This is a genomic window from Rathayibacter sp. AY1F2 (assembly GCF_002930885.1).
Classification (GTDB): domain Bacteria; phylum Actinomycetota; class Actinomycetes; order Actinomycetales; family Microbacteriaceae; genus Rathayibacter.
This window is the reverse complement of sequence record NZ_PSVG01000018.1, coordinates 57,862-76,035: the sequence shown is the minus strand read 5'-3', so window position 1 is coordinate 76,035 and position 18,174 is coordinate 57,862. Positions and strand designations below refer to the sequence as shown.

Below are 18,174 nucleotides of genomic sequence, written 5' to 3'. Positions count from 1 at the left end.
ATCGAGGCGGCGGCGAGGACGAGTCCGTAGAGGACGGCGCCGACGCGGATCCGCGTCGGCGCCGTCCTCTACGGACTCGTCCTCGCCGCCGCCTCGATCGGCCTGCTCGTCGTCTCGGCCGACCCGGTGCTGCGCGCGCAGGTCGTCGAGCGCGGGATCACGCTCGAGCCCGGCGCCGCGCTCGCCCTGGCCGTCGCGGCGCTCGGCGCCATGGCGCTCCTCCTCGCGCTCGCCCGCCTGCTCGACCGCCGCGCCGCTCGCGACGACGGCTGACCCCGGCGCGGGACGCCGGGTGCTCGCAACCCCCTGCCCCGCATCCGCCGAGAGGCGCAGACTCGTCCCGGGCGATCGCCCGCCACCCCCTGGAGACGAGACCATGCCCTTCTGCGCCCTCGAGAGCCTCCGCTGATGGAGCTGGGCATCGCCGCGATCGTCGGCGTCTCGGTCCTCGTCGCGGTCGCCGTCTTCTCGCGGCGCCTCGGCGTCGCCGCCCCGATCGTCCTCGTGCTCGCCGGCGTCGGCCTCTCGTACGTCCCCGGGGTGCCGGAGGTGGTCGTCCCGCACGAGTGGGTGCTCGACGGCGTGCTGCCGCCACTGCTGTACGCGGCGGCGCTCAGCGTCCCGTTCATCGACTTCCGCCGGAACCTGACCACCATCACCGGCCTGTCGGTCGTGCTGGTGCTGATCTCGGCGGCCGGCGTCGGCGCGCTCCTCTTCCTCCTCCTCCCCGAGCTCGGGCTGGGCCTGGCGGTCGCCGTGGGCGCGATCATCAGCCCGCCCGACGCCGTCGCCGCGACCTCGGTCGGCCGGCGCCTCGGCCTCCCGCCGCGTCTGCTCACCCTGCTCGAGGGCGAGGGGCTGATCAACGACGCGACCGCGCTGGTCCTCCTCCGCTCGGCCCTCGCCGCCGCCGCGGGGACGCTCGCGACGCCGTGGGCCGCGATCGGCGACTTCCTCTACGCGGTCGTCGTGGCCGTCGTGGTCGGGTTCGTGGCCAGCGTCGTCACCGTCTTCGTCCGCTCGCGGCTCGAGGACCCGGTGCTCAACACCGTCCTCTCCTTCATCGTCCCCTTCGTCGCGTTCATCCCCGCCGAGGGCCTGGGCGCCTCGGGCGTGCTCGCCGTGGTCGTCGCCGGCCTGCACACCGGGCACGCCTCCTCCCGCGCTTTCACCGCCCAGTCGCGGGTGAACGACCGGATCAACTGGCGGACCGTGCAGTTCCTGCTCGAGAACGGCGTGTTCCTGCTGATCGGTCTCGAGATCCGCTCGCTGATCCACGACGCCGACAGCGCGCGCCTCTCCGTGCCCGGAGCGGTCGGGATCGGGCTGATCGCGGTGGTCGGGCTGATCGTCGTGCGCTTCCTCTGGGTCGGGCCGGTCCTCCTCGGCGAGCGCTGGCAGACCCGCCGGGCCGAGCGCCGGGCCCGCGAGCAGAAGGAGCTGCTCGAGTCGCCCGAGGCGCAGGAGCTGCCGAAGGAGGAGCGCGGCCGGGCGAAGCGGCGCTACCTGCTGCGGCGCAGCGACTACCGGCACTTCAGCCGCAACGGCATCGGCTGGCGCGGCGGTCTGGTGCTCGGCTGGTCCGGGATGCGCGGAGTGGTGACCCTCGCGGCCGCGCAGTCGCTGCCCGAGGACATCCCGTACCGTCCGCAGCTCGTGCTGATCGCCTTCACCGTGGCCGTCGCGACCCTGCTGATCCAGGGCAGCACGCTGCCGCTGCTGATCCGGGCGCTGGGCATCCGCGGGATCGACGTGCCCGAGGACCAGCGCGCGCTCGCGGGCCTGCTCGACGAGATCACCGAGAAGGGCCTCTCGGTGCTGGAACGCCCGGGCGACGCCGTCGAGGGTGCCGACGGCGTCGCTCCGGACGTCCTGGAGCGGGTGCGGCAGACGTCGTTCCTCCGCTCCGAGGCCGCCTGGGAGCGCTCGCGCGGCACGGAGAGGTCGGTCGCGGACACTCCGCACCGCCTCTACCGAGCGCTGCGCCTCGCCGTGGTCGCGGCCGAGCGGGAGGCGCTGCTGGACGCGCGCTCGCGCCGCGCCTACCCGCAGCGCATCCTCCGCGACGCCCAGTCGCTGCTCGACCTCGAGGAGACGCGGCTCCGCGTGCGGCGGGGCTCCGAGTCCTGAGGGCTCGGGATCGTGACGATCGTTCCCGGGGATGCCCGCGCTGATCCGCGCCCTGTGGAGGAGCGCCGAGCTCCTCGAGTGCGCCATCCGGATCGACCCCTCGGACCACGGCCGTCCGGCCTCCCCGGCAATAGCCCGCCGATGCGTCACCCCCCGTTAAGCCCGCGCGCCCCGCTTCCTCTGGCACTGCCGTCGCCCCGCCCGTAACCTGCGGATCGCCTGAGAACCGGAAGCTCGATTCGCCCGCACTCGAAGAGGGGTGGCGGGCCGGGGCGGATCCCCTCGGGGGATATCACGAGGGCCGATCCGCGCGCCAGCCCTCGCAGAGAGGGCAGACGGGGCGCTGAGAGGAACGCTATTCCGTGCGGCGCCGGAGCGCACGCCTCACTTCGTTCGAGTGCTCTCAGGTCCAGTCGAGAGCGGAGCGCTCGGCCCAGTAGCGGGCCGGATCCACGGCGAGTGCCGGGAGGTCCGGGAGCTCCCGGGGCTGCGCGCGCAGGTTGGCCCGCAGCTGCTCCGGAGTCGCCGCGCCGCTCAGCACGACGTCGGCCCAGGGCTGCGCGAGGACGGCCCCCAGGGCGACGGCGTCCGGCGCGGCGCCGGCGTGCTCGATCGGGTGCGCCACGAGCCTCCCGTTGGCGAGGGCCTCCTTGACCACCACCAGCCAGCCGTCGTCGTGCGCGGCGGCGAGCGCCCGGCCCGCGGACTGCTCGAGCGGGTTCCAGGTGCTCTGGACCGCGCTGAACGGCGACTCCGGGATCGCGCGGGCGAGCTCGATCACGCGCGCCTGCTCGGGTCCGCTCGTCGAGAGGCCGACCCGCACTCCGGAGCCGGCGAGGCCGCGGAGGCGGTCCAGCAGCGGGCGGTCGGTGAGGGCCGGGCTCTCGGGAGTGATCGAGTGGACGAGGTAGGAGTCGGGCGCCGAGCCGAGCGCGTCGAGCGTGAGCGGCCACTGGCGGTCGAGCATCGCGACCGAGTGCTCCTTGCGCTCGTGCACCGGCGCGTCCATCGCCCACCCGCCGACGTACTCGTAGCCCCACTTCGACTCGATCGTGAGCGCCGCCCGCCGCTCGGGGTGCCGGGCGAGCCAGCCGCCGAGGAACTCCTCCGCCCGCCCGTAGGAGCGCGCGGCGTCGAGGAAGCGGACGCCGGCGTCCCACGCCGCGTCGAGCAGCAGGTGCGTGCGCTCGCGCAGCGCGTCGACGCTCCGCTCGGCCGCGGGGCCGAGGTCGTCGTCGCGCCCTGCCGTGATGTACGCCGGCCGGCCCACGGCCGCCAGCCCGATCCCGAAGCGCTGCATCCCGCCCACGGTACGCCCGTCCCGGAGCTCCGGCAGCCGCTAGCGTCGAGCGGTGACCTCAGCCCTCGACCGCAGCATCCTCCGGCTCGCCGTCCCGGCGCTGGGCTCGCTGGTCGCCGAGCCGCTGTTCCTGCTCACCGACTCCGCCCTGGTCGGCCACCTCGGCGCCGTCCCGCTCGCCGGGCTCGCGCTGGGCGGCACGGTGCTGCAGACGGTCGTCGGCCTGATGGTCTTCCTCGCGTACAGCACCACTCCGCGGGTCGGCCGGGCCCTCGGCGAGGGCGACGAGCGGAGGGCCGTGGCGGCCGGGATCGACGGCGGCTGGCTGGCCCTGCTCCTCGGCGCCGGCATCGCCGTGGTGGGCGCGCTCACCGCTCCGGCCGTCGTGGCGCTCTTCGGCGCGGAACCGGCGGTGGCCGAGGCGGGCGTGCGGTACCTAGCGGTGAGCATGGCCGGGATCCCCGCCATGCTCGGCGTCTTCGCGCTCACCGGGCTCCTCCGCGGCTTCCAGGACACCCGCACTCCGCTGGTGATCGCCGCCGGCGGATTCGCCCTCAACGCCGCTCTCAACGCCGTGCTGATCTACCCGGCCGGCCTGGGGATAACCGGCTCCGCACTGGGGACGGTGATCGCGCAGTGGGCCATGCTCGCGGCCTACGCGGGAGTCGCGCTGCGGCTCGCCCGGAGGGTCGGCGCGCCGCTGCGGCCGCACCTCGCGGGCCTGGCCTCCTCCGCGGGATCCGGCGGCTGGATGCTGCTGCGCACAGCGAGCCTCCGCGCGGCGATCCTGCTCGCGGTCGCGACCGCCACCTCGCTCGGGGCGGAGGAGCTGGGCGCCTTCCAGGTGGCGATGACGCTGTTCTCGACGGTCGCCTTCGCCCTCGACGCGGTGGCGATCGCCGCGCAGGCGCTGCTGGGCCGCCTCCTCGGCGCGGGCGACGCCGAGCAGGCCCGAGCCGTCACGAAACGCTGTGTGACCTGGGGAATCGGTGCAGGAGTAGTGCTCGGAGCGCTGGTCACCGGTCTGAGCGGTGTCCTGCCGTACGTCTTCTCGAGCGACCCGGAGGTGCTGCGGCTGCTGCCCGCGGCGATCGCCGTCGTGGGCCTCACCGCTCCGCTCGGCGGCTACGTCTTCGTGCTCGACGGCGTGCTGATCGGCGCCGGCGACGGCCGCTACCTGGCGCTCAGCGGCCTCGCGAACCTCGCCGTCTTCGTCCCGCTCGCCCTGCTCGCCCCCGCCGCGCCCGCCGAATGGCGCCTCCTCGCGCTCTGGCTGGCCTTCGCCGTCGGCTTCCTCGGCGCCCGCGCGGTCACCCTCGGGCTCCGGGTCCGCAGCGACGTCTGGCTCCGCTGATCGCGCTCCTCCCCTGTGGAGAAGCCTGTGGACAACTCCGGTCAGCGCGGCGGAGCGCTGGTGTTCCCGCGGTGGAAGACGGCGTGGAAGCAGACCGCCTCCGCCTCCTCGTCGGCCAGGAGCGCGACCGCGGCCCGTCCCGCCGCACGGCCCTTCTCGACCGCGGGCTGGGCCATCGTCGTGAGGTCGTACTCGGCCGCGAGACCGGGCACCTGCACGCCGTCGAAGCCGACCACCGAGAGGTCCTCGGGCACGCGCAGCCCGCGCTCCTCCGCCGCGAGGATCACGCCCGCGGCCAGCAGATCGCTCTGCGCGACGACCGCGGTCGGCGGCTCCGCCCCCTCGAGCAGCGTGCGGCCCGCGGCGACGCCCTCGTCGACGGAGCTCGCCGCGGCGGCGACGACCGACGCCTCCGGGAAGACGTCCTGCACGCCGAGGAGGCGGTCGACCGGAGTGATGCTGGGGCTCGAGCGCCAGCCGGGCGGGATCGCGCCGCGGCGGCGGTCCTTCGCGAACGGGAGCGCGACCACCGCGACCCGCTCGTGGCCGAGCTCGCGCAGGTGCTCCGCGAGGGTGCGGCTGGCCTCGCGGTTGTCGAGCGAGATCACGGCGCCGCCCAGCTCCGAGAGGCCCTCGACCACGACGACCGGCACCCCCCGGCGGCGCAGCACGGCGACGGAGTCGTCGACCGACGGGCTGCAGCCGACCAGGATCATCGCGTCGACCGGGGCCGTCGCCAGCAGGCCTGCGCCGTCGCCGGTCTCGGTGAGCAGCAGGATCCCGGCGTCGACCCCGCCGAGCACGTCGGCGATCCCGTCGAGCATGGCGATCTTGATCGGGTCGCGGAACGCGTGCAGCATCCGCTCGTCCACGACGACCCCCACGATCCCCGAGCGGCCGCGGCGGAGCGAGCGCGCCCGCGGGTCGGGGCCGGCGTAGTCGAGCTCGGACGCCGCGCGCAGCACCCGCTCCTTCGTGGCCTCCGAGACGGGGCCGGAGCCGCTGAAGACCAGCGAGGCGGTGGAGGGGGACACTCCGGCCCGGCTCGCGACGCGGGCGAGCGTCGGCCGGGGGCTCTTGCGGGGTTCCACGTTCCTCCTCGTGGGGGCGGCGCGCTCGTCGTCGGTTGACCGTCCCCGGGGTTCCGGATAGCTTAGACCGGCTCGCTTCGAATCGATTCGACCGTGCCTCTCGATCCGATGCCCGGATCCCGCCCGCACCAGGAGAACCGCCATGACCTCGACGTCCGCGCTCACGCGCCCGCAGCTGGTCGCCTGGCGCAACGCCGTCTTCACGATCTTCGTCCTCAGCGGGATCTCGATCGCCACCTGGGTCTCGCGCACCCCCGCCATCCGCGACGAGCTCCAGCTCTCGACCGCCGGAGTGGGCCTGCTGATCCTCTCGATGTCGATCGGCGCGATCGTCGGACTCGCGTTCTCGACGCCGGTCATGGGCGCGATCGGCGCCCGGCGCGGCATGGCGCTCGGCCTCACCGTCTCGGCGGCGGGCCTCGCGGTGCTGGGCGTCTCGGCCGACGTCATCGGCGTCCTCCCCGCGGCCTTCGCCGGCATGGCGATGCTCGGCTTCGGCAACGGAGCGGTCGACGTGATGATGAACGTCGAGGGAGCGGCCAACGAGAAGGCCTTCGGCAAGACGCTCCTGCCGCTGTTCCACGCCTTCTTCAGCCTCGGCACCGTGGCCGGCGCGCTGATCGGCGCGGGCGCCTCCGCCCTGGCCGTGCCCGTCGCCGTCCACCTCGGCGCGATCGCCGTGGTGATCGCCGTGACCGCGGTGATCGCGATCCGCTTCGTCCCGGTCCGCGAGGAGCTCGACACCTCCGGCGCGGCGACCACGGTGAAGCCGCCGGTCCGCGAGCGCGTCGCCGCCTCCCTCGGCGTCTGGCGCGACGGCCGCCTCGTCCTCATCGGCCTGATCATGCTGGGCATGGCCTTCGCCGAGGGCTCCGCGAACGACTGGCTGACCCTGGCGATGGTCGACGGCCACGGCACCGACAAGACGACCGCCGCCGTCGTGTTCGGCGTGTTCGTCGCCGCCATGACGGTCGGACGCGTGATCGGCGGACCCGTGCTCGACCGCTTCGGCCGCGTCCCGGTGCTGCGCGCCTCCGCCGGGCTCGCGATCGTCGGCATCCTGCTGTTCATCCTCGCCCCGGTCGACGCGCTCGTCGTCGTCGGCGCGGTCGCCTGGGGTCTGGGCTGCTCGCTCGGCTTCCCGGTGGGCATGTCGGCCGCGGCGGAGGGGCCGCACTCGGCCGCCCGTGTCAGCGCGGTGGCGATGCTCGGCTACGTCGCGTTCCTGGTCGGACCGCCGGCGATCGGCTTCCTCGGCGAGCACTACGGCCTGCTGAACGCCCTCTTCCTGGTTCTGGCCCTGGTGGTCGTGGCGGGGCTCGCCTCCCCCGCCGCCCGCAGCCGGCGGAGCTGACCGCCGCCGCCGCAAGCCCCCGTGCGGCCCGGGCGCCCCGGCGCGCCTCCCCCTAGGCTTCCCAGGACGGCGGTGGAGGGGGAGCGGATGCGGTACCGAGCGCGCGACGGCGCCCTGCTCCACGTCGACGAGCACGGAGCCGGTCAGGGGCGGCCCCTGGTGGTCGTCCCCGGTGAGCCGGAGCGCCACCCCTCCTACCTCGGCTCGTTCGCCTCGATCGCCTGCACGCGCCGCGTCCTCGTGCTGCACCCGCGCGGAGTGGGCGACTCCGCGGAGCTGCCTCCCGCTCCCCCGGCCACGACGGCCGCCGACGTGGAGGACCTGCGCCGTCACCTCGGCGTCGACGAGCTCGATCTCGCCGCGCACGACTCCGGCTGCCGCGCCGTCCTGCTCGCCGCCGTGGACGCGCCCGAGCGCGTCGCCCACCTGCTCCTGATCGCCCCCGGCACCGCCTGGCTCGGGATCGACGACCGGGCTGCCGGTCACACGACTCCCGCCGGCTCCGACGACACCGCGGCGATCCGCGACGCTCTGCAGCGCCTCGACTGCCCCGCGGTCGTCCTCGGCGGCGAGGACGATCCGGTGACGGGCGTCGCCGCTCTGGAGGCGCTCACCGCGCTCCTGCCGCAGGCGAGCCTGGCCGTCATCGAGTCGAGCGGCCACCACCCGTGGGCGGAGGCGCCGGCCGAGTTCGCGGTCGCGCTGCGCGCCTCGCTCTCGGTGCCGCCGCCCGCTCCTCCGCTCGGCCGCCGGCCTCCCGTCGCCGCGCACTGAGCCGGGAGCCCGCCGGAGCCGTGCCGTCTATCCTCGACGGGTGCGTCTCGTCATCGCGCGCTGCTCCGTCGACTACACCGGCCGTCTCAGCGCCCACCTCCCGCTCGCCACCCGCCTCCTGCTCGTCAAGGCCGACGGGAGCGTCCTCATCCACTCCGACGGCGGCTCCTACAAGCCGCTGAACTGGATGAGCCCGCCCTGCACGCTGATCACGGGCGAGCCCGACGAGGAGGCGCGCACCGCGGGAGTGACGCAGCAGTGGACCGTCGCGCACCGCAAGACCGGCGACGCTCTCGTCGTCTCCATCCACGAGGTGCTGCACGATTCGGCGCACGAGCTCGGCGTCGATCCGGGACTCGTGAAGGACGGAGTGGAGTCGCATCTCCAGCGCCTTCTCGCCGAGCAGATCGGCCTCCTCGGAGAGGGGCACACTCTCGTCCGGCGCGAGTACATGACCGCGATCGGCCCGGTCGACATCCTCGCCCGCGATTCCTCGGGAGCCGCCGTCGCCGTCGAGATCAAGCGCCGCGGCGAGATCGACGGAGTGGAGCAGCTCACCCGCTATCTCGAGCTGATGAATCGCGATCCGCACCTCTTCCCGGTGACGGGAGTCTTCGCCGCTCAGGAGATCAAGCCGCAGGCGCGGACTCTCGCCGAGGACCGCGGAATCCGTTGCGTGGTGCTCGACTACGAGGCCATGCGCGGCACCGACGACTCCCACACCCGCCTGTTCTGACAGGCACGGCGAAGGCCCCCGCGATCGGATCACGGGGGCCTTCCGCTCACCGGGCGCAAGGCCCGGGAATGCGGCGTCTCACCGGGCCGAGAGCCCGGCGGCCGCTACTTGTGGGCGGCCTGGTAGGCCGCCTGGACCTCGGAGGGGATGCGTCCGCGGTCGGAGACGGGGTGGCCGTTGGCGTTCGCCCACTCGCGGATGGCCTTGAGCTGCTTGGGGTCGCTCTTGGAGGCGGTCGCGACGCTCGTGGCGGCCGCGGGGCGCGAGCCGACGCGGCGGGCGCTCGAGACGAACTTCTCGAGCGCCGAGTGGAGCTCGGCGATGTTGTCGGGGCCGAGATCGATCTCGTAGTTGGCGCCCTCGATGCTGAAGCGGACGGTACCGCCGTCACCGGAATCGATAAGGGTTCCGTCGATATCGTCGACAAGCGTGATCTTCTGGGCCACTTTTCCTCCTGGAGTTCGCGGGACCGGACTGTCTCGACCCGGACCGGGAGAGACATTACCCCCTTTCACAATCGAGTGCGCCATGAATGGCGCCATTCGTCCCTTTCTCGCGCCATGTCGAGGGGAATGTTCAGGATAAGCGGAGGCAATCACGGCTGAATCGAGCTGTTCGCCACCAGCCGTCGAATAGAGGACACGGTGTCCGCAGACGGCCGTAACGATTCCGGACACCGATCGCGCGCATTCCCGGGAACCGGTCCCGGCGATTCCGATCACGCCCCGGTCTTCGTTAGCGTGGAGCCATGGCACGACGAGGCGGACCCCCTGCACGCCCGGCGCGACCCGGTCCGTACCGCAATGCGGAGGCTCGGGAAGCACTGGAGGCGCTCGTCGCCGCTCCCACCGCCGAGGCCGTCGACCGGCTGCTCGAGGCCTGCCTCGACGGCTCCCTCGTGGTCGACGTCACGGGCTCCCAGCCCGGAGGCGTGCCGCACGTCCGCACCGTCGCGACGACCACCGGGGAGCAGGTCCTGCCGCTGTTCACCTCCACGGACGAGGTGCGCACCGCGGTCCCCCGGCAGCAGCATCCGCAGGTGCAGATGCTGGTCCTCCCCGGACGCGAGGCCTTCGCGCTGATCCGCACCGCCGACTTCGTCGCCGTGCAGCTCGACCCCGGCTCGATCGCCCAGGTCGTCACCCGTTCGTTCGTCGAACGGGCTCTGGACGCCGAACGGCCGTAGAGTGTGGCCCCCGGCGGGGCAGCGCCGGCGTCACCCCGTCCTCCGAGGTCAGGAGCCCGCCATGTCCGACACGACCCTCGCCGCCACCGGCCTCGACGCGCGAGCCGGCACCTGGTCCTGCATCCTGTTCGACCTCGACGGCACGATCACCGACTCGGCCCCCGGCATTACCGGCACCCTCGTCGAGACCTTCGTCGAGCTGGGCCGCCCCGTGCCCGCTCCGGCCGAGCTGCTGGCCTACGTCGGCCCTCCGCTGCTCGAGGCGTTCCGCGAGCTCGGCGGGATGACCGTCGAGGAGGCGCAGGCGGCGCTCGTGGTCTACCGCCGCCGCTACAACGCGGGCGGACTGTTCGACTCCTCGGTCTACCCGGGGCTGCCCGAGGTGCTCGCGCGCATCGCCGAGGCCGGCGTGCCGCTCTCGCTCGCGACCTCCAAGCCGGAGTCGGCGGCCACGCGCATCCTCGAGCACTACGGCCTGGCGCAGTACTTCACGGTGATCTGCGGCGCCTCCGAGGACGAGGTCCGCAGCGCCAAGGCCGACGTCGTGGAGGAGGCGCTGCGCCGGCTCCGCGAGCTCGGCGTCGACCTCTCGGCGCCGGTGATGGTGGGCGACCGCGAGCACGACGTGCAGGGCGCCGCCGCCCACGGCGTGCCGACGATCATGGTCGAGTGGGGCTACGGATCGCCGCTCGAGGCGGTCGGGACGATCGCGCTGGTGTCCGGCGCCGAGGAGCTCGCGGACCTCCTGCTCCCGTGACCTGCGTACGATGAGGGCATGACTGGTCTGGGCGTCGTCCTCTCGTTCGTGCTGTTCCTCGGCGGGATCCTCGTTCTCGGCAACTCGTTCCTGCTGCCCGACATCGCCGGATTCCTCTTCGTCGGCGGCATCCTGATGATCTCGGGATCGCTCGCCGTCGCGTTCCACGTCCTGCCGAAGTCGCAGTAGCCGGGTCGCTCCGGGCGGCCGCCTCCGCGGCTCGCCGCTCCGCTCAGCCCAGCGTGCTCGCGTCGAGGTTGATGACTGCATTGATGTAGACCGCCTCGCCGGCTCCGGCGATCGTCGGGTTCATCCGGAGCAGCTGCTGCACCGGGATCCCGAAGCGCTGCGCGATGTCGAAGAACGTGTCGCCCTGCACCACGGTGTAGCTCACGATGTCCCCCTCCCCGTCGCGGGTCGGCTCGCCGTTCGCCCCGGGAACCGCGCCGTAGTCGACCGCGAAGGCGGTCTCGGGGATGTCCGGTGTCGCGTTCGGCGTGAAGGTGACCGTCGCCTCGGGGACCGGCGCGAAGACCGTGGCCGTCGCTTGCGGGAGCGCCGCCGTGACGGTCGGGTCCGGCACCGGAGTCGGCGTCGCCGTGGCGAACACGGTGACCGTGACCGTCGGAGCCGGAGCGGGCGCCGAGCACCCCGCGAGCGCGAGCACACCGGCCAGTGCCGTCGCTCCGATGACCGTCCTGCGCATGTCCCCCGCCCTCCGCGCGCCCCGCGGCGCCCGCTCCACCCTAGGAGACGGGGCGGCCGGGGGCACGTGCGCTGTCGCAGGAGGCCGGTGCTGCGGATCCACCGTCGTGCAGGGAGCTCCGCGGTCGTCCGGGCCGGGTCGGCCTCACCGGGACCGGGTCACGACGGGGGCTCGGGGAGCAGGCGCAGCCCGCCGCCGCTGTTCGCCGCGTCCATCAGGAGCTCGACCCAGGTCGGGTTGATCGTCGGCTGCCGGCTCCCCGCGAAGTGGAACTGCAGGGCGATGTTCGGGTTCATCCAGAAGGAGTGGCGGCCGCGCGCGCCCTCGGGCATCGAGTCGAGGGTGAGGCTGAAGCGCTCGTCGCGGCGGAACTTCGCGTAGATCACGATCTGGAGGTGGGCCAGGGTCCGGTCCTCGATCTCGATGACGGCAGGAGGAGTGCCGTAGAGGAATTGACCCATGCCGCCAGACTATAGGCCCCTCGGCTTATTACTAGTCAGTCTAGCTATTTCGCCGCGGAGGGTTCCGCCGGGTCGGCTTCGTCCTTATCGTGCCCGTCGCCGTGCTCCGCGTCGATCTCGTCGACGGCCGCGCTCATCCGGCGGAGGAAGTTGACGACGACCTCGGCCTCGGGGGCGTCCAGGTCCTCGGCGATCTCGAGCATCCGGCGGTGCATCTCCTGGAGCGTGGCGCGCACCTCGTCGTCGCTGTCGACGGTCGCCTCCACGACGATCCCGCGCCGGTCGGTCGGGTTGGGCTTGCGCACGAGGTGGCCGCTGCGGACCAGGCGGTCGATGAGGACCGTGGTCGACGCGGACGAGATGGAGAGGTGCGAGGCCAGATCCTTGCCGGTAACCAGCTCGCCCTTGCGCTGCTGGCGGAGCAGGTACTGGATGGCGATCAGGTCCGTCTCGCCCATCGCCATCCGCTCGCGCGTGCGGCGGCGCATGGAGACCTCGGAGACGCGGTACGTGCGCATGGCGCTCAGCACCTCGACCGCACGCCGGGTGGACGACTCGTCCGGGTACCAGTACCCGGCGCCGCTCCGCAGGCTCGTGTCGCTCATCCGCACATCCTAGACCGGCTGATCACCAGGCCGTCTAGCGAGTCGCCCGCGCCTACGCTGGACCGGTGACCGCCACCCTCGTCGCCAAGGGCCTCTCCGGAGGCTATGCGCACCGCACCCTGTTCGACGGACTCGACCTGACGGTCGCCCCCGGGGACGTGGTGGGCGTCGTGGGGGCGAACGGAGCCGGCAAGTCGACGCTCCTGCGCATCCTCGCGGGCGAGACGGCTCCGCTCGGGGGCTCCGTCGTGCTCGCGCCGGGCGACGCCTTCGTCGGCTGGCTGCCGCAGGAGCACGAGCGCCGCGAGGGCGAGACCGTCGCCGGCTACATCGCGCGCCGCACCGGCTGCGCCGAGGCCTCCGCCGAGCTCGACACCGCCGCCTCCGCCCTGGCCGATCCCGATCCCGACGGCTCGATCGCCGACCGCTACGCCCTCGCGCTCGACCGCTGGCTCGCGAGCGGCGCGGCCGACCTCGACGAGCGCACCCCGGTCGTCCTGGCCGACCTGGGCCTGTCGCTCGGAGCCGCGGCCGCCTCCTCGACGATGACCTCCCTCTCCGGCGGGCAGGCGGCGCGGGTGGGCCTCGCGGCGCTGCTGCTCTCGCGCTTCGACGTGGTGCTGCTCGACGAGCCGACCAACGACCTCGACCTCGACGGCCTGGAGCGCCTGGAGGCCTTCGTCCGCGGACTCCGCGGCGGCGCGGTCCTCGTGAGCCACGATCGCGAGTTCCTCGCCCGCAGCGTCACCCGCGTGCTCGAGCTCGATCTCGCGCAGGGCACCAACCGGGTCTACGGAGGCGGCTACGACGCGTTCCTGGAGGAGCGCGAGACCGCGCGGCGCCAGCGCCGCGAGAAGTACGAGGACTTCGCCGAGCAGAAGGCCGACCTGGTCTCCCGCGCCCGCACCCAGCGGGAGTGGTCGAGCCAGGGCGTGCGCAACGCGATGAAGAAGGCCCCCGACAACGACAAGATCCGCCGCAAGGCCTCGGCGGAGTCGAGCGAGAAGCAGGCGCAGAAGGTGCGCCAGATGGAGAGCCGGATCGCGCGGCTCGAGGAGGTCGAGGAGCCGCGCAAGGAGTGGCAGCTCGCCTTCACGATCGGCAGCGCCCCGCGCTCGAGCTCGGTCGTCTCGACACTGAACGGCGCGGTCGCCCGCCGCGGCGCCTTCACGCTCGGGCCGGTGTCGCTCCAGGTCGACGCGGGCGACCGGATCGGCATCACCGGGCCCAACGGCGCCGGCAAGTCGACGCTGCTGTCGCTCCTCCTCGGCCGCGCCGAGCCGGAGGAGGGCGGCGCCTCCCTCGGAGCGAGCGTGGCGATCGGCGAGATCGATCAGGCCCGCGGGATGCTCGCCGCCGAGGTGCCGCTCGCGGACGCGTTCGAGGCGCTGGTGCCCGAGTGGCCGACCGCCGAGGTCCGCACGCTGCTGGCGAAGTTCGGGCTGAAGGCCGACCACGTCGGCCGCCGCGTCGGCGAGCTCTCGCCGGGCGAGCGGACGCGGGCCGCCCTGGCGCTCCTCCAGGCCCGCGGCACGAACCTCCTGGTGCTCGACGAGCCGACCAACCACCTCGACCTCGTCGCCATCGAGCAGCTGGAGGAGGCGCTCGAGGCGTACGAGGGCACCCTGCTGCTGGTCACCCACGACCGGCGGATGCTCGAGACGGTGCAGCTGACGCGGCACTGGCACGTCGAGGCGGGCGTCGTCACGGAGGCGTGACGCCCGCCGCCGCGTCAGTCCCCGGAGGCGCGGGCCGCCTCGTCCTCGCGCCAGCCGGCCTCCTTCTGCACGTACTCGTTGTCGGCGAACTCCGCGAAGTCGCTCTCATCGGTGATCCGGCGCACTTCGAGGCGGTTGCCGGGCACCAGCGGGCAGCGCAGCGCCCACTCGCGGGCCTGCTCCTTGGAGTCGACCCCGATGATCCAGAAGCCGTTGAAGAGCGACTCGGTCGGGCCGTAGGCGCCGTCGACGACGGTCGGCGGCTCGGAGGAGAAGTCGACCACGAAGCCGGAGGAGGCGACGTCGTCGGCCAGGCCGTCGCCCGAGAGCAGCACGCCCGCCTCGATCATCGCCTCGTTGTACTGCCCCATCCGGGTGATGATCTCGTCGAACGGGATCGAGGCGTAGGCCTCCTTCGCCGCATCGGTCGCGCGCATGATCAGCATGTACTTCATCGGGTCTCCCTGGGGTCGGTGCGCGGGGGCGCAGGGCCTACTCTGGCCCATCCGGGGTGCCGGCGGAACGGTGGGTCCCGAGCGTCTGCGCCACGGGGGCGAGCGCGGAGCGACGGACCTTGCCCGCGTCGCTCCGAACGGGCTCGTGCACGATCCGGAGGGCCCGGAGGCGCCGCTCAGCGCCCAGCTCGGCGTTCGCCCGAGCGAGCAGACCGGCCGGGTCCACGCCAGCGTCGCCCACGTCGACGACCGCCTCCACCGCCTGCCCCAGCTCCGTGTCCGGCACGCCGAAGGCGACCGCCCCGCGGACTCCGGGCAGGGCCTCCAGCACCCGCTCGACCTCGGCCGGCCAGACGCTCACTCCGCCCCGGAGGATCAGATCGTCGGCGCGGTCGACCACCCAGAGCCACCCGTCCCCGTCGACGCGGCCGACGTCGCCGAGGGTGTCCCAGCCCTCCTCCGTCCGCCGCGAGCCCGCGCCGAGGTAGCGGTAGGCGGGGGCCTCGCCGCGGTGCAGCCAGATGCGGCCGAGCTCGCCGGTCGGAGCCTCCGTGCCGTCCTCCCGCAGGATGCGCAGGGTCGTCCCGCTGATCGGCCGTCCGACACTGCCCGGGTGCTCCAGCCACTCCCGGCCCGTGATCATCGTCAGTCCGTTCGACTCGCTGCCCGCATAGACCTCGACCACCCGCTCCGGGCCGAGCCAGCCGATCAGCGCCCGCTTGTCGGCGGGCGCGCAGGGCGCTCCGAGGTGCAGCACCGTCGCGAGCGAGGACACGTCCGCCCCCGACCGCTCGGGCGCAGCCAGCAGGCGGCGGATCGTGGTCGGGACGAGCAGGGTCCAGGTGACGCGGTGCTCCTCGATCGCCGCGAGGACCCGGGCGGCGTCGAACCGCGGCAGCAGCACCAGGCGCTGCCCGGTCATCAGCCCGCGGAAGGCGTAGGTGAAGGTCGCCGAGTGCATCAGCGGGCCGCTCACCAGCTGCACGCCCTCGCGCGGCAGGAACGGCGCGACCGGCGCGTCCGGATCCAGCAGCGCCGGGCCCGCGGCCAGCACCACCTTCGGCCGCCCCGTGCTGCCGGAGGAGGTGGGCGCCTTCCAGGACGAGGCCCACCGGTCCTCGAGCGAGCCGGCCGGCACCTCCGGCCCGGGCCGCCAGTCGCCCGCGCGCCACGGGACAGCGGAGGAGGAGGGCGCGCCGATGACGAGCGCCGGCCGCGCGATCCGCTCCACCTCGGCGCGCTCCGCCGCCGACAGCCCGGTCGAGACCGGCTGCGGCACGGCGCCCGCCTTCCAGACCGCCGCGCAGACGACGAGCGCGTCCAGCGAGTTCGAGAGCGAGACGGTGACGAGGTCGTCGGTCCGGACGCCGAGATCGCGGTAGGCGCGGGCGAGGCGGGTGCTCTCGCGGTCGAGCTCCCCCGCCGTCAGCGCGCCCTCGTCGGCCACGGCGACGATCCGGTCGGGATCGGCGTCGGCGAGACCGGTGACGATGCGCGAGATCGACCGGCGGGTCACCGGCGGCGCCCGATCGTGTCCAGGCGGCAGGACGGAGTCATCCGGGCACGCCTGCTCGCGCGGATCCCGGCCCGTCCGGAGGAGTTCCTCCTGAGCTCTGAACCGAGCCGTCGAGCACCCGCTCGTAGAACCGCAGATGCGCGGCCGCGACGTCGTCCCAGGAGTGCGAGGCGGCCAGGGCCCGGCCGTCCGGCGAGGGCAGCGTCAGGGCCTCCTCCAGCGCGTCGGCGAAGGAGGCGGGGTCCCGCCCGTAGCGGACCGCGTCCCCGAACACCTCGTGGATCACCGGCAGCTCCCGCGCCACGACCGGCACCCCCGCGGCGAGCGCCTCCATCGCCGCCAGCCCGAACCCCTCCTTCACCGAGACGAAGCCCAGCGCGGAGGCGCCGGCGACGAGCGGAGCGAGCCTCTCCTCCGGAACGGTGCCGAGGATCACCGGAGCGATCCCGAGCTCGGCCGCCCTCCGGTCGAAGGCAGCCCGGTACTCGCGGTAGTCGAACAGGGTCTCGCCGCCGCCGAACACCAGCGCGACGTCGTGGCCGCGCTCGCGCAGCAGAGCCCACGCCTCGAGCAGCTCGATGCTGCCCTTCCGCGGCTCGATGCCGCCGAGGGCGAGGAGGTACGGGCCGAGCTCGGCCCGCCACCCCCCGGTCAGCGGATCGTCGACGGCGGCCGCGAACCGCGCCGCGTCGACACCGTTCGGGATCACGTCGGGCAGCAGCCCCCAGCCGGCGCGCACCTCCTCGGCGACCGCAGCGGACACGCACAGCCGGGTCAGGGGGAGCCGGACGGCGCGGTCGTGGCAGGCGCGCAGCTCCGGGGTGGTGAAGTCGTCCAGGTGGTGGATCGTGCGGATCGGCGCGAGTCCGGCGGCGAGCGCCGCGTTGGCCGAGATGCAGTCCTGCGCGTGGACGACCGGGGCGTCCTCGCCCCGCAGGGCCTCGGCCATCGCGGCGATGGACCGGACGATGCGGGCGCCGACCGGCTCGCCCTCGCGGTGCGGAAAGGGCACCACCCGCACGGTCACGCACGGATCGACGGGGCGGAAGAAGGAGTCGTCGCCGCCCCGGGCGAGCGTGCGCACCGTGACGTCGTGTCCGGCGCGCGCGAGCGCCTCGGCGAGGGCGAGGGTGTGCACCACCCCGCCGCGCGGCCGGGTGGAGTAGGTCAGCAGGCAGATCCGCATCTCAGCTCCGGTAGGCGTGCTCCGCGCGGTCGCGGAGGTGGTGCATCGTGCGGCGGGCGCGGGCGACGGAGCCGGCGACGTCAGCGGAGGCGAGCGCGAGCCCGCCCTTCGCCCAGGTCTTCGCGATGATCTCTCCCGCCGGATCCACGACCTTCGCCTGCCCGAGGAACCGCAGGCCGCCGAGCACGCCGGTCTGGTTCGAGGAGACGAGGTAGACCTGGTTCTCGGCGGCGCGGGCGCAGTCGTAGAGATCGAACAGGTGGGCCTGGCGGTCGTTGCGGATCCGATCGGAGCGGTCGGTCACGCTCGCGGGCCACGCGCTGAGGCAGGCCAGCACCTCCGCGCCGTCGAGGGCCAGCGAGCGCGAGGACTCCGGGAAGGTCTTGTCGAAGTCGATCAGCATCCCCATCCTCCCGATCGGCGAGTCGAAGGCGGCGAAGCCGCGACCCGGCAGGTACGCCTCGGACTCGCCCAGCGGCAGGTGGACCTTGCGGTGCGTGCCGATCACGCGCCCGCCGTGCACGCAGACCGCGGTGTCGTAGCGGACCTCGCGACCGCCCTCGAGCGCGCGCTCCGCGATCCCGAAGCACACGGTGAGATCGCCCGCCAGCTCGGCCACGCGGGCGACCTCCGGCCCATCGAGCTCGAGGCTCGGCGGCAGGTCCGGCCCGGGGTGCTGGAGGTCGAGCAGGTAGCCGCCGAGGGTCGCGTCCGGGAGCACGAGCAGGTCGACCGAGCGCTCGCGGGCGTGAGCGATGATGCCGGCGAGCTTGGCGAGGGTGCGGTCGATGTCGCGACCGAAGTGCGCTGCGACCGCACCCATCACCGTCTCCGTCATGCGAGGA

General features: G+C 73.8%; 20 protein-coding genes. 10 read left to right on the top strand and 10 right to left on the bottom strand.

What is annotated here, in order from left to right; genetic code table 11:
- The first annotated feature begins 126 nt into the window (after positions 1-126).
- Both C5C54_RS18020 and C5C54_RS13425 read left to right on the top strand, forming a co-directional pair.
- On the top strand, positions 127-273 hold the full coding sequence (locus C5C54_RS18020) for a hypothetical protein (protein WP_181125774.1): 147 nt from the start codon (positions 127-129) through the stop codon (positions 271-273).
- A gap of 135 nt (positions 274-408) precedes the next feature.
- Entirely contained in the window at positions 409-2,130 is a 1,722-nt protein-coding gene (locus C5C54_RS13425) for a sodium:proton antiporter (protein ID WP_104288526.1), read from the top strand.
- Between the two features lie 403 nt (positions 2,131-2,533).
- On the opposite strand, the gene C5C54_RS13420 is transcribed toward C5C54_RS13425, so the two are convergent.
- A complete protein-coding gene (locus C5C54_RS13420) occupies positions 2,534-3,430 on the bottom strand; it encodes an aldo/keto reductase (RefSeq protein WP_104225753.1) in 897 nt (298 codons plus the stop codon).
- A 52-nt stretch (positions 3,431-3,482) separates the two neighbouring features.
- Here C5C54_RS13420 and C5C54_RS13415 point away from each other — a divergent pair, with 52 nt between their 5' ends.
- Positions 3,483-4,784: an MATE family efflux transporter gene (locus C5C54_RS13415; protein WP_104288525.1), complete on the top strand. Its 1,302-nt coding sequence runs from the start codon at positions 3,483-3,485 to the stop codon at positions 4,782-4,784.
- A 41-nt stretch (positions 4,785-4,825) separates the two neighbouring features.
- On the opposite strand, the gene C5C54_RS13410 is transcribed toward C5C54_RS13415, so the two are convergent.
- Positions 4,826-5,875, bottom strand: a complete 1,050-nt coding sequence (locus C5C54_RS13410; RefSeq protein ID WP_258059316.1) for a LacI family DNA-binding transcriptional regulator — start codon at positions 5,873-5,875, stop codon at positions 4,826-4,828.
- Positions 5,876-6,017: 142 nt separating this feature from the next.
- Between C5C54_RS13410 and C5C54_RS13405 the strand changes: the two genes are divergently transcribed.
- The 3 genes from C5C54_RS13405 (at position 6,018) to nucS (ending at position 8,739) form a co-directional block, all read left to right on the top strand.
- Positions 6,018-7,229 (top strand): MFS transporter, encoded by a 1,212-nt coding sequence (locus tag C5C54_RS13405; protein WP_104225755.1) that lies wholly within the window; start codon positions 6,018-6,020, stop codon positions 7,227-7,229.
- 87 nt (positions 7,230-7,316) lie between these two features.
- A complete protein-coding gene (locus tag C5C54_RS13400; protein ID WP_104268838.1) occupies positions 7,317-8,003 on the top strand; it encodes an alpha/beta fold hydrolase in 687 nt (228 codons plus the stop codon).
- 40 nt (positions 8,004-8,043) lie between these two features.
- Complete coding sequence (gene nucS, locus C5C54_RS13395; RefSeq protein WP_104247564.1) at positions 8,044-8,739, top strand: endonuclease NucS; 696 nt, start codon at positions 8,044-8,046, stop codon at positions 8,737-8,739.
- Positions 8,740-8,843: 104 nt separating this feature from the next.
- On the opposite strand, the gene C5C54_RS13390 is transcribed toward nucS, so the two are convergent.
- On the bottom strand, positions 8,844-9,185 hold the full coding sequence (locus C5C54_RS13390) for an Lsr2 family protein (RefSeq protein WP_104222624.1): 342 nt from the start codon (positions 9,183-9,185) through the stop codon (positions 8,844-8,846).
- Positions 9,186-9,487: 302 nt separating this feature from the next.
- Here C5C54_RS13390 and C5C54_RS13385 point away from each other — a divergent pair, with 302 nt between their 5' ends.
- The 3 genes from C5C54_RS13385 (at position 9,488) to C5C54_RS18015 (ending at position 10,871) form a co-directional block, all read left to right on the top strand.
- The gene (locus C5C54_RS13385; protein ID WP_104262595.1) at positions 9,488-9,925 is read left to right on the top strand and encodes an SseB family protein; all 438 of its coding nucleotides are present in this window, start codon (positions 9,488-9,490) and stop codon (positions 9,923-9,925) included.
- A gap of 61 nt (positions 9,926-9,986) precedes the next feature.
- On the top strand, positions 9,987-10,682 hold the full coding sequence (locus C5C54_RS13380) for an HAD hydrolase-like protein (RefSeq protein WP_104222626.1): 696 nt from the start codon (positions 9,987-9,989) through the stop codon (positions 10,680-10,682).
- Positions 10,683-10,700: 18 nt separating this feature from the next.
- Complete coding sequence (locus C5C54_RS18015) at positions 10,701-10,871, top strand: hypothetical protein (protein WP_159911733.1); 171 nt, start codon at positions 10,701-10,703, stop codon at positions 10,869-10,871.
- A 43-nt stretch (positions 10,872-10,914) separates the two neighbouring features.
- Here the strand turns inward: C5C54_RS18015 and C5C54_RS13375 are convergent, their stop codons facing one another.
- The 3 genes from C5C54_RS13375 to C5C54_RS13365 form a co-directional block, all read right to left on the bottom strand.
- Positions 10,915-11,388 carry a LysM domain-containing protein gene (locus C5C54_RS13375; RefSeq protein WP_104288524.1) on the bottom strand — a complete coding sequence of 158 codons (474 nt, stop codon included), beginning with the start codon at positions 11,386-11,388 and terminating at the stop codon, positions 10,915-10,917.
- 158 nt (positions 11,389-11,546) lie between these two features.
- Positions 11,547-11,849 carry an ATP-dependent DNA ligase gene (locus tag C5C54_RS13370; protein WP_104225758.1) on the bottom strand — a complete coding sequence of 101 codons (303 nt, stop codon included), beginning with the start codon at positions 11,847-11,849 and terminating at the stop codon, positions 11,547-11,549.
- A 44-nt stretch (positions 11,850-11,893) separates the two neighbouring features.
- A complete protein-coding gene (locus C5C54_RS13365; RefSeq protein ID WP_104288523.1) occupies positions 11,894-12,454 on the bottom strand; it encodes a MarR family winged helix-turn-helix transcriptional regulator in 561 nt (186 codons plus the stop codon).
- A gap of 65 nt (positions 12,455-12,519) precedes the next feature.
- On the opposite strand from C5C54_RS13365, the gene C5C54_RS13360 reads away from it, so the two are divergent.
- On the top strand, positions 12,520-14,172 hold the full coding sequence (locus C5C54_RS13360) for an ABC-F family ATP-binding cassette domain-containing protein (RefSeq protein ID WP_104288522.1): 1,653 nt from the start codon (positions 12,520-12,522) through the stop codon (positions 14,170-14,172).
- A 14-nt stretch (positions 14,173-14,186) separates the two neighbouring features.
- Here C5C54_RS13360 and C5C54_RS13355 read toward each other — a convergent pair whose 3' ends face one another.
- Genes C5C54_RS13355 through C5C54_RS13340 form a run of 4 tightly spaced genes read right to left on the bottom strand, consistent with a single transcriptional unit; the run spans position 14,187 to position 18,167 of the window.
- Positions 14,187-14,627 carry a YciI family protein gene (locus C5C54_RS13355; RefSeq protein ID WP_104222630.1) on the bottom strand — a complete coding sequence of 147 codons (441 nt, stop codon included), beginning with the start codon at positions 14,625-14,627 and terminating at the stop codon, positions 14,187-14,189.
- Between the two features lie 37 nt (positions 14,628-14,664).
- Positions 14,665-16,143: an AMP-binding protein gene (locus tag C5C54_RS13350; RefSeq protein ID WP_104288521.1), complete on the bottom strand. Its 1,479-nt coding sequence runs from the start codon at positions 16,141-16,143 to the stop codon at positions 14,665-14,667.
- A gap of 37 nt (positions 16,144-16,180) precedes the next feature.
- On the bottom strand, positions 16,181-17,329 hold the full coding sequence (locus tag C5C54_RS13345) for an MSMEG_0565 family glycosyltransferase (RefSeq protein ID WP_104222632.1): 1,149 nt from the start codon (positions 17,327-17,329) through the stop codon (positions 16,181-16,183).
- Position 17,330: 1 nt separating this feature from the next.
- Entirely contained in the window at positions 17,331-18,167 is an 837-nt protein-coding gene (locus tag C5C54_RS13340) for a carbon-nitrogen hydrolase family protein (RefSeq protein ID WP_104222633.1), read from the bottom strand.
- Positions 18,168-18,174: the final 7 nt, after the last annotated feature.

Bases quoted from the DNA above. Each gene is read 5' to 3' on its own strand.
- C5C54_RS13425 (WP_104288526.1), top strand. From the start codon at position 409: ATGGAGCTGGGCATCGCCGCGATCGTCGGCGTCTCGGTCCTCGTCGCG.
- C5C54_RS13420 (WP_104225753.1), bottom strand. From the start codon at position 3,430: ATGCAGCGCTTCGGGATCGGGCTGGCGGCCGTGGGCCGGCCGGCGTAC.
- C5C54_RS13405 (WP_104225755.1), top strand. From the start codon at position 6,018: ATGACCTCGACGTCCGCGCTCACGCGCCCGCAGCTGGTCGCCTGGCGC.
- C5C54_RS13400 (WP_104268838.1), top strand. From the start codon at position 7,317: ATGCGGTACCGAGCGCGCGACGGCGCCCTGCTCCACGTCGACGAGCAC.
- C5C54_RS13385 (WP_104262595.1), top strand. From the start codon at position 9,488: ATGGCACGACGAGGCGGACCCCCTGCACGCCCGGCGCGACCCGGTCCG.
- C5C54_RS13380 (WP_104222626.1), top strand. From the start codon at position 9,987: ATGTCCGACACGACCCTCGCCGCCACCGGCCTCGACGCGCGAGCCGGC.
- C5C54_RS18015 (WP_159911733.1), top strand. From the start codon at position 10,701: ATGACTGGTCTGGGCGTCGTCCTCTCGTTCGTGCTGTTCCTCGGCGGG.
- C5C54_RS13375 (WP_104288524.1), bottom strand. From the start codon at position 11,388: ATGCGCAGGACGGTCATCGGAGCGACGGCACTGGCCGGTGTGCTCGCG.
- C5C54_RS13370 (WP_104225758.1), bottom strand. From the start codon at position 11,849: ATGGGTCAATTCCTCTACGGCACTCCTCCTGCCGTCATCGAGATCGAG.
- C5C54_RS13365 (WP_104288523.1), bottom strand. From the start codon at position 12,454: ATGAGCGACACGAGCCTGCGGAGCGGCGCCGGGTACTGGTACCCGGAC.
- C5C54_RS13355 (WP_104222630.1), bottom strand. From the start codon at position 14,627: ATGAAGTACATGCTGATCATGCGCGCGACCGATGCGGCGAAGGAGGCC.
- C5C54_RS13345 (WP_104222632.1), bottom strand. From the start codon at position 17,329: ATGCGGATCTGCCTGCTGACCTACTCCACCCGGCCGCGCGGCGGGGTG.
- C5C54_RS13340 (WP_104222633.1), bottom strand. From the start codon at position 18,167: ATGACGGAGACGGTGATGGGTGCGGTCGCAGCGCACTTCGGTCGCGAC.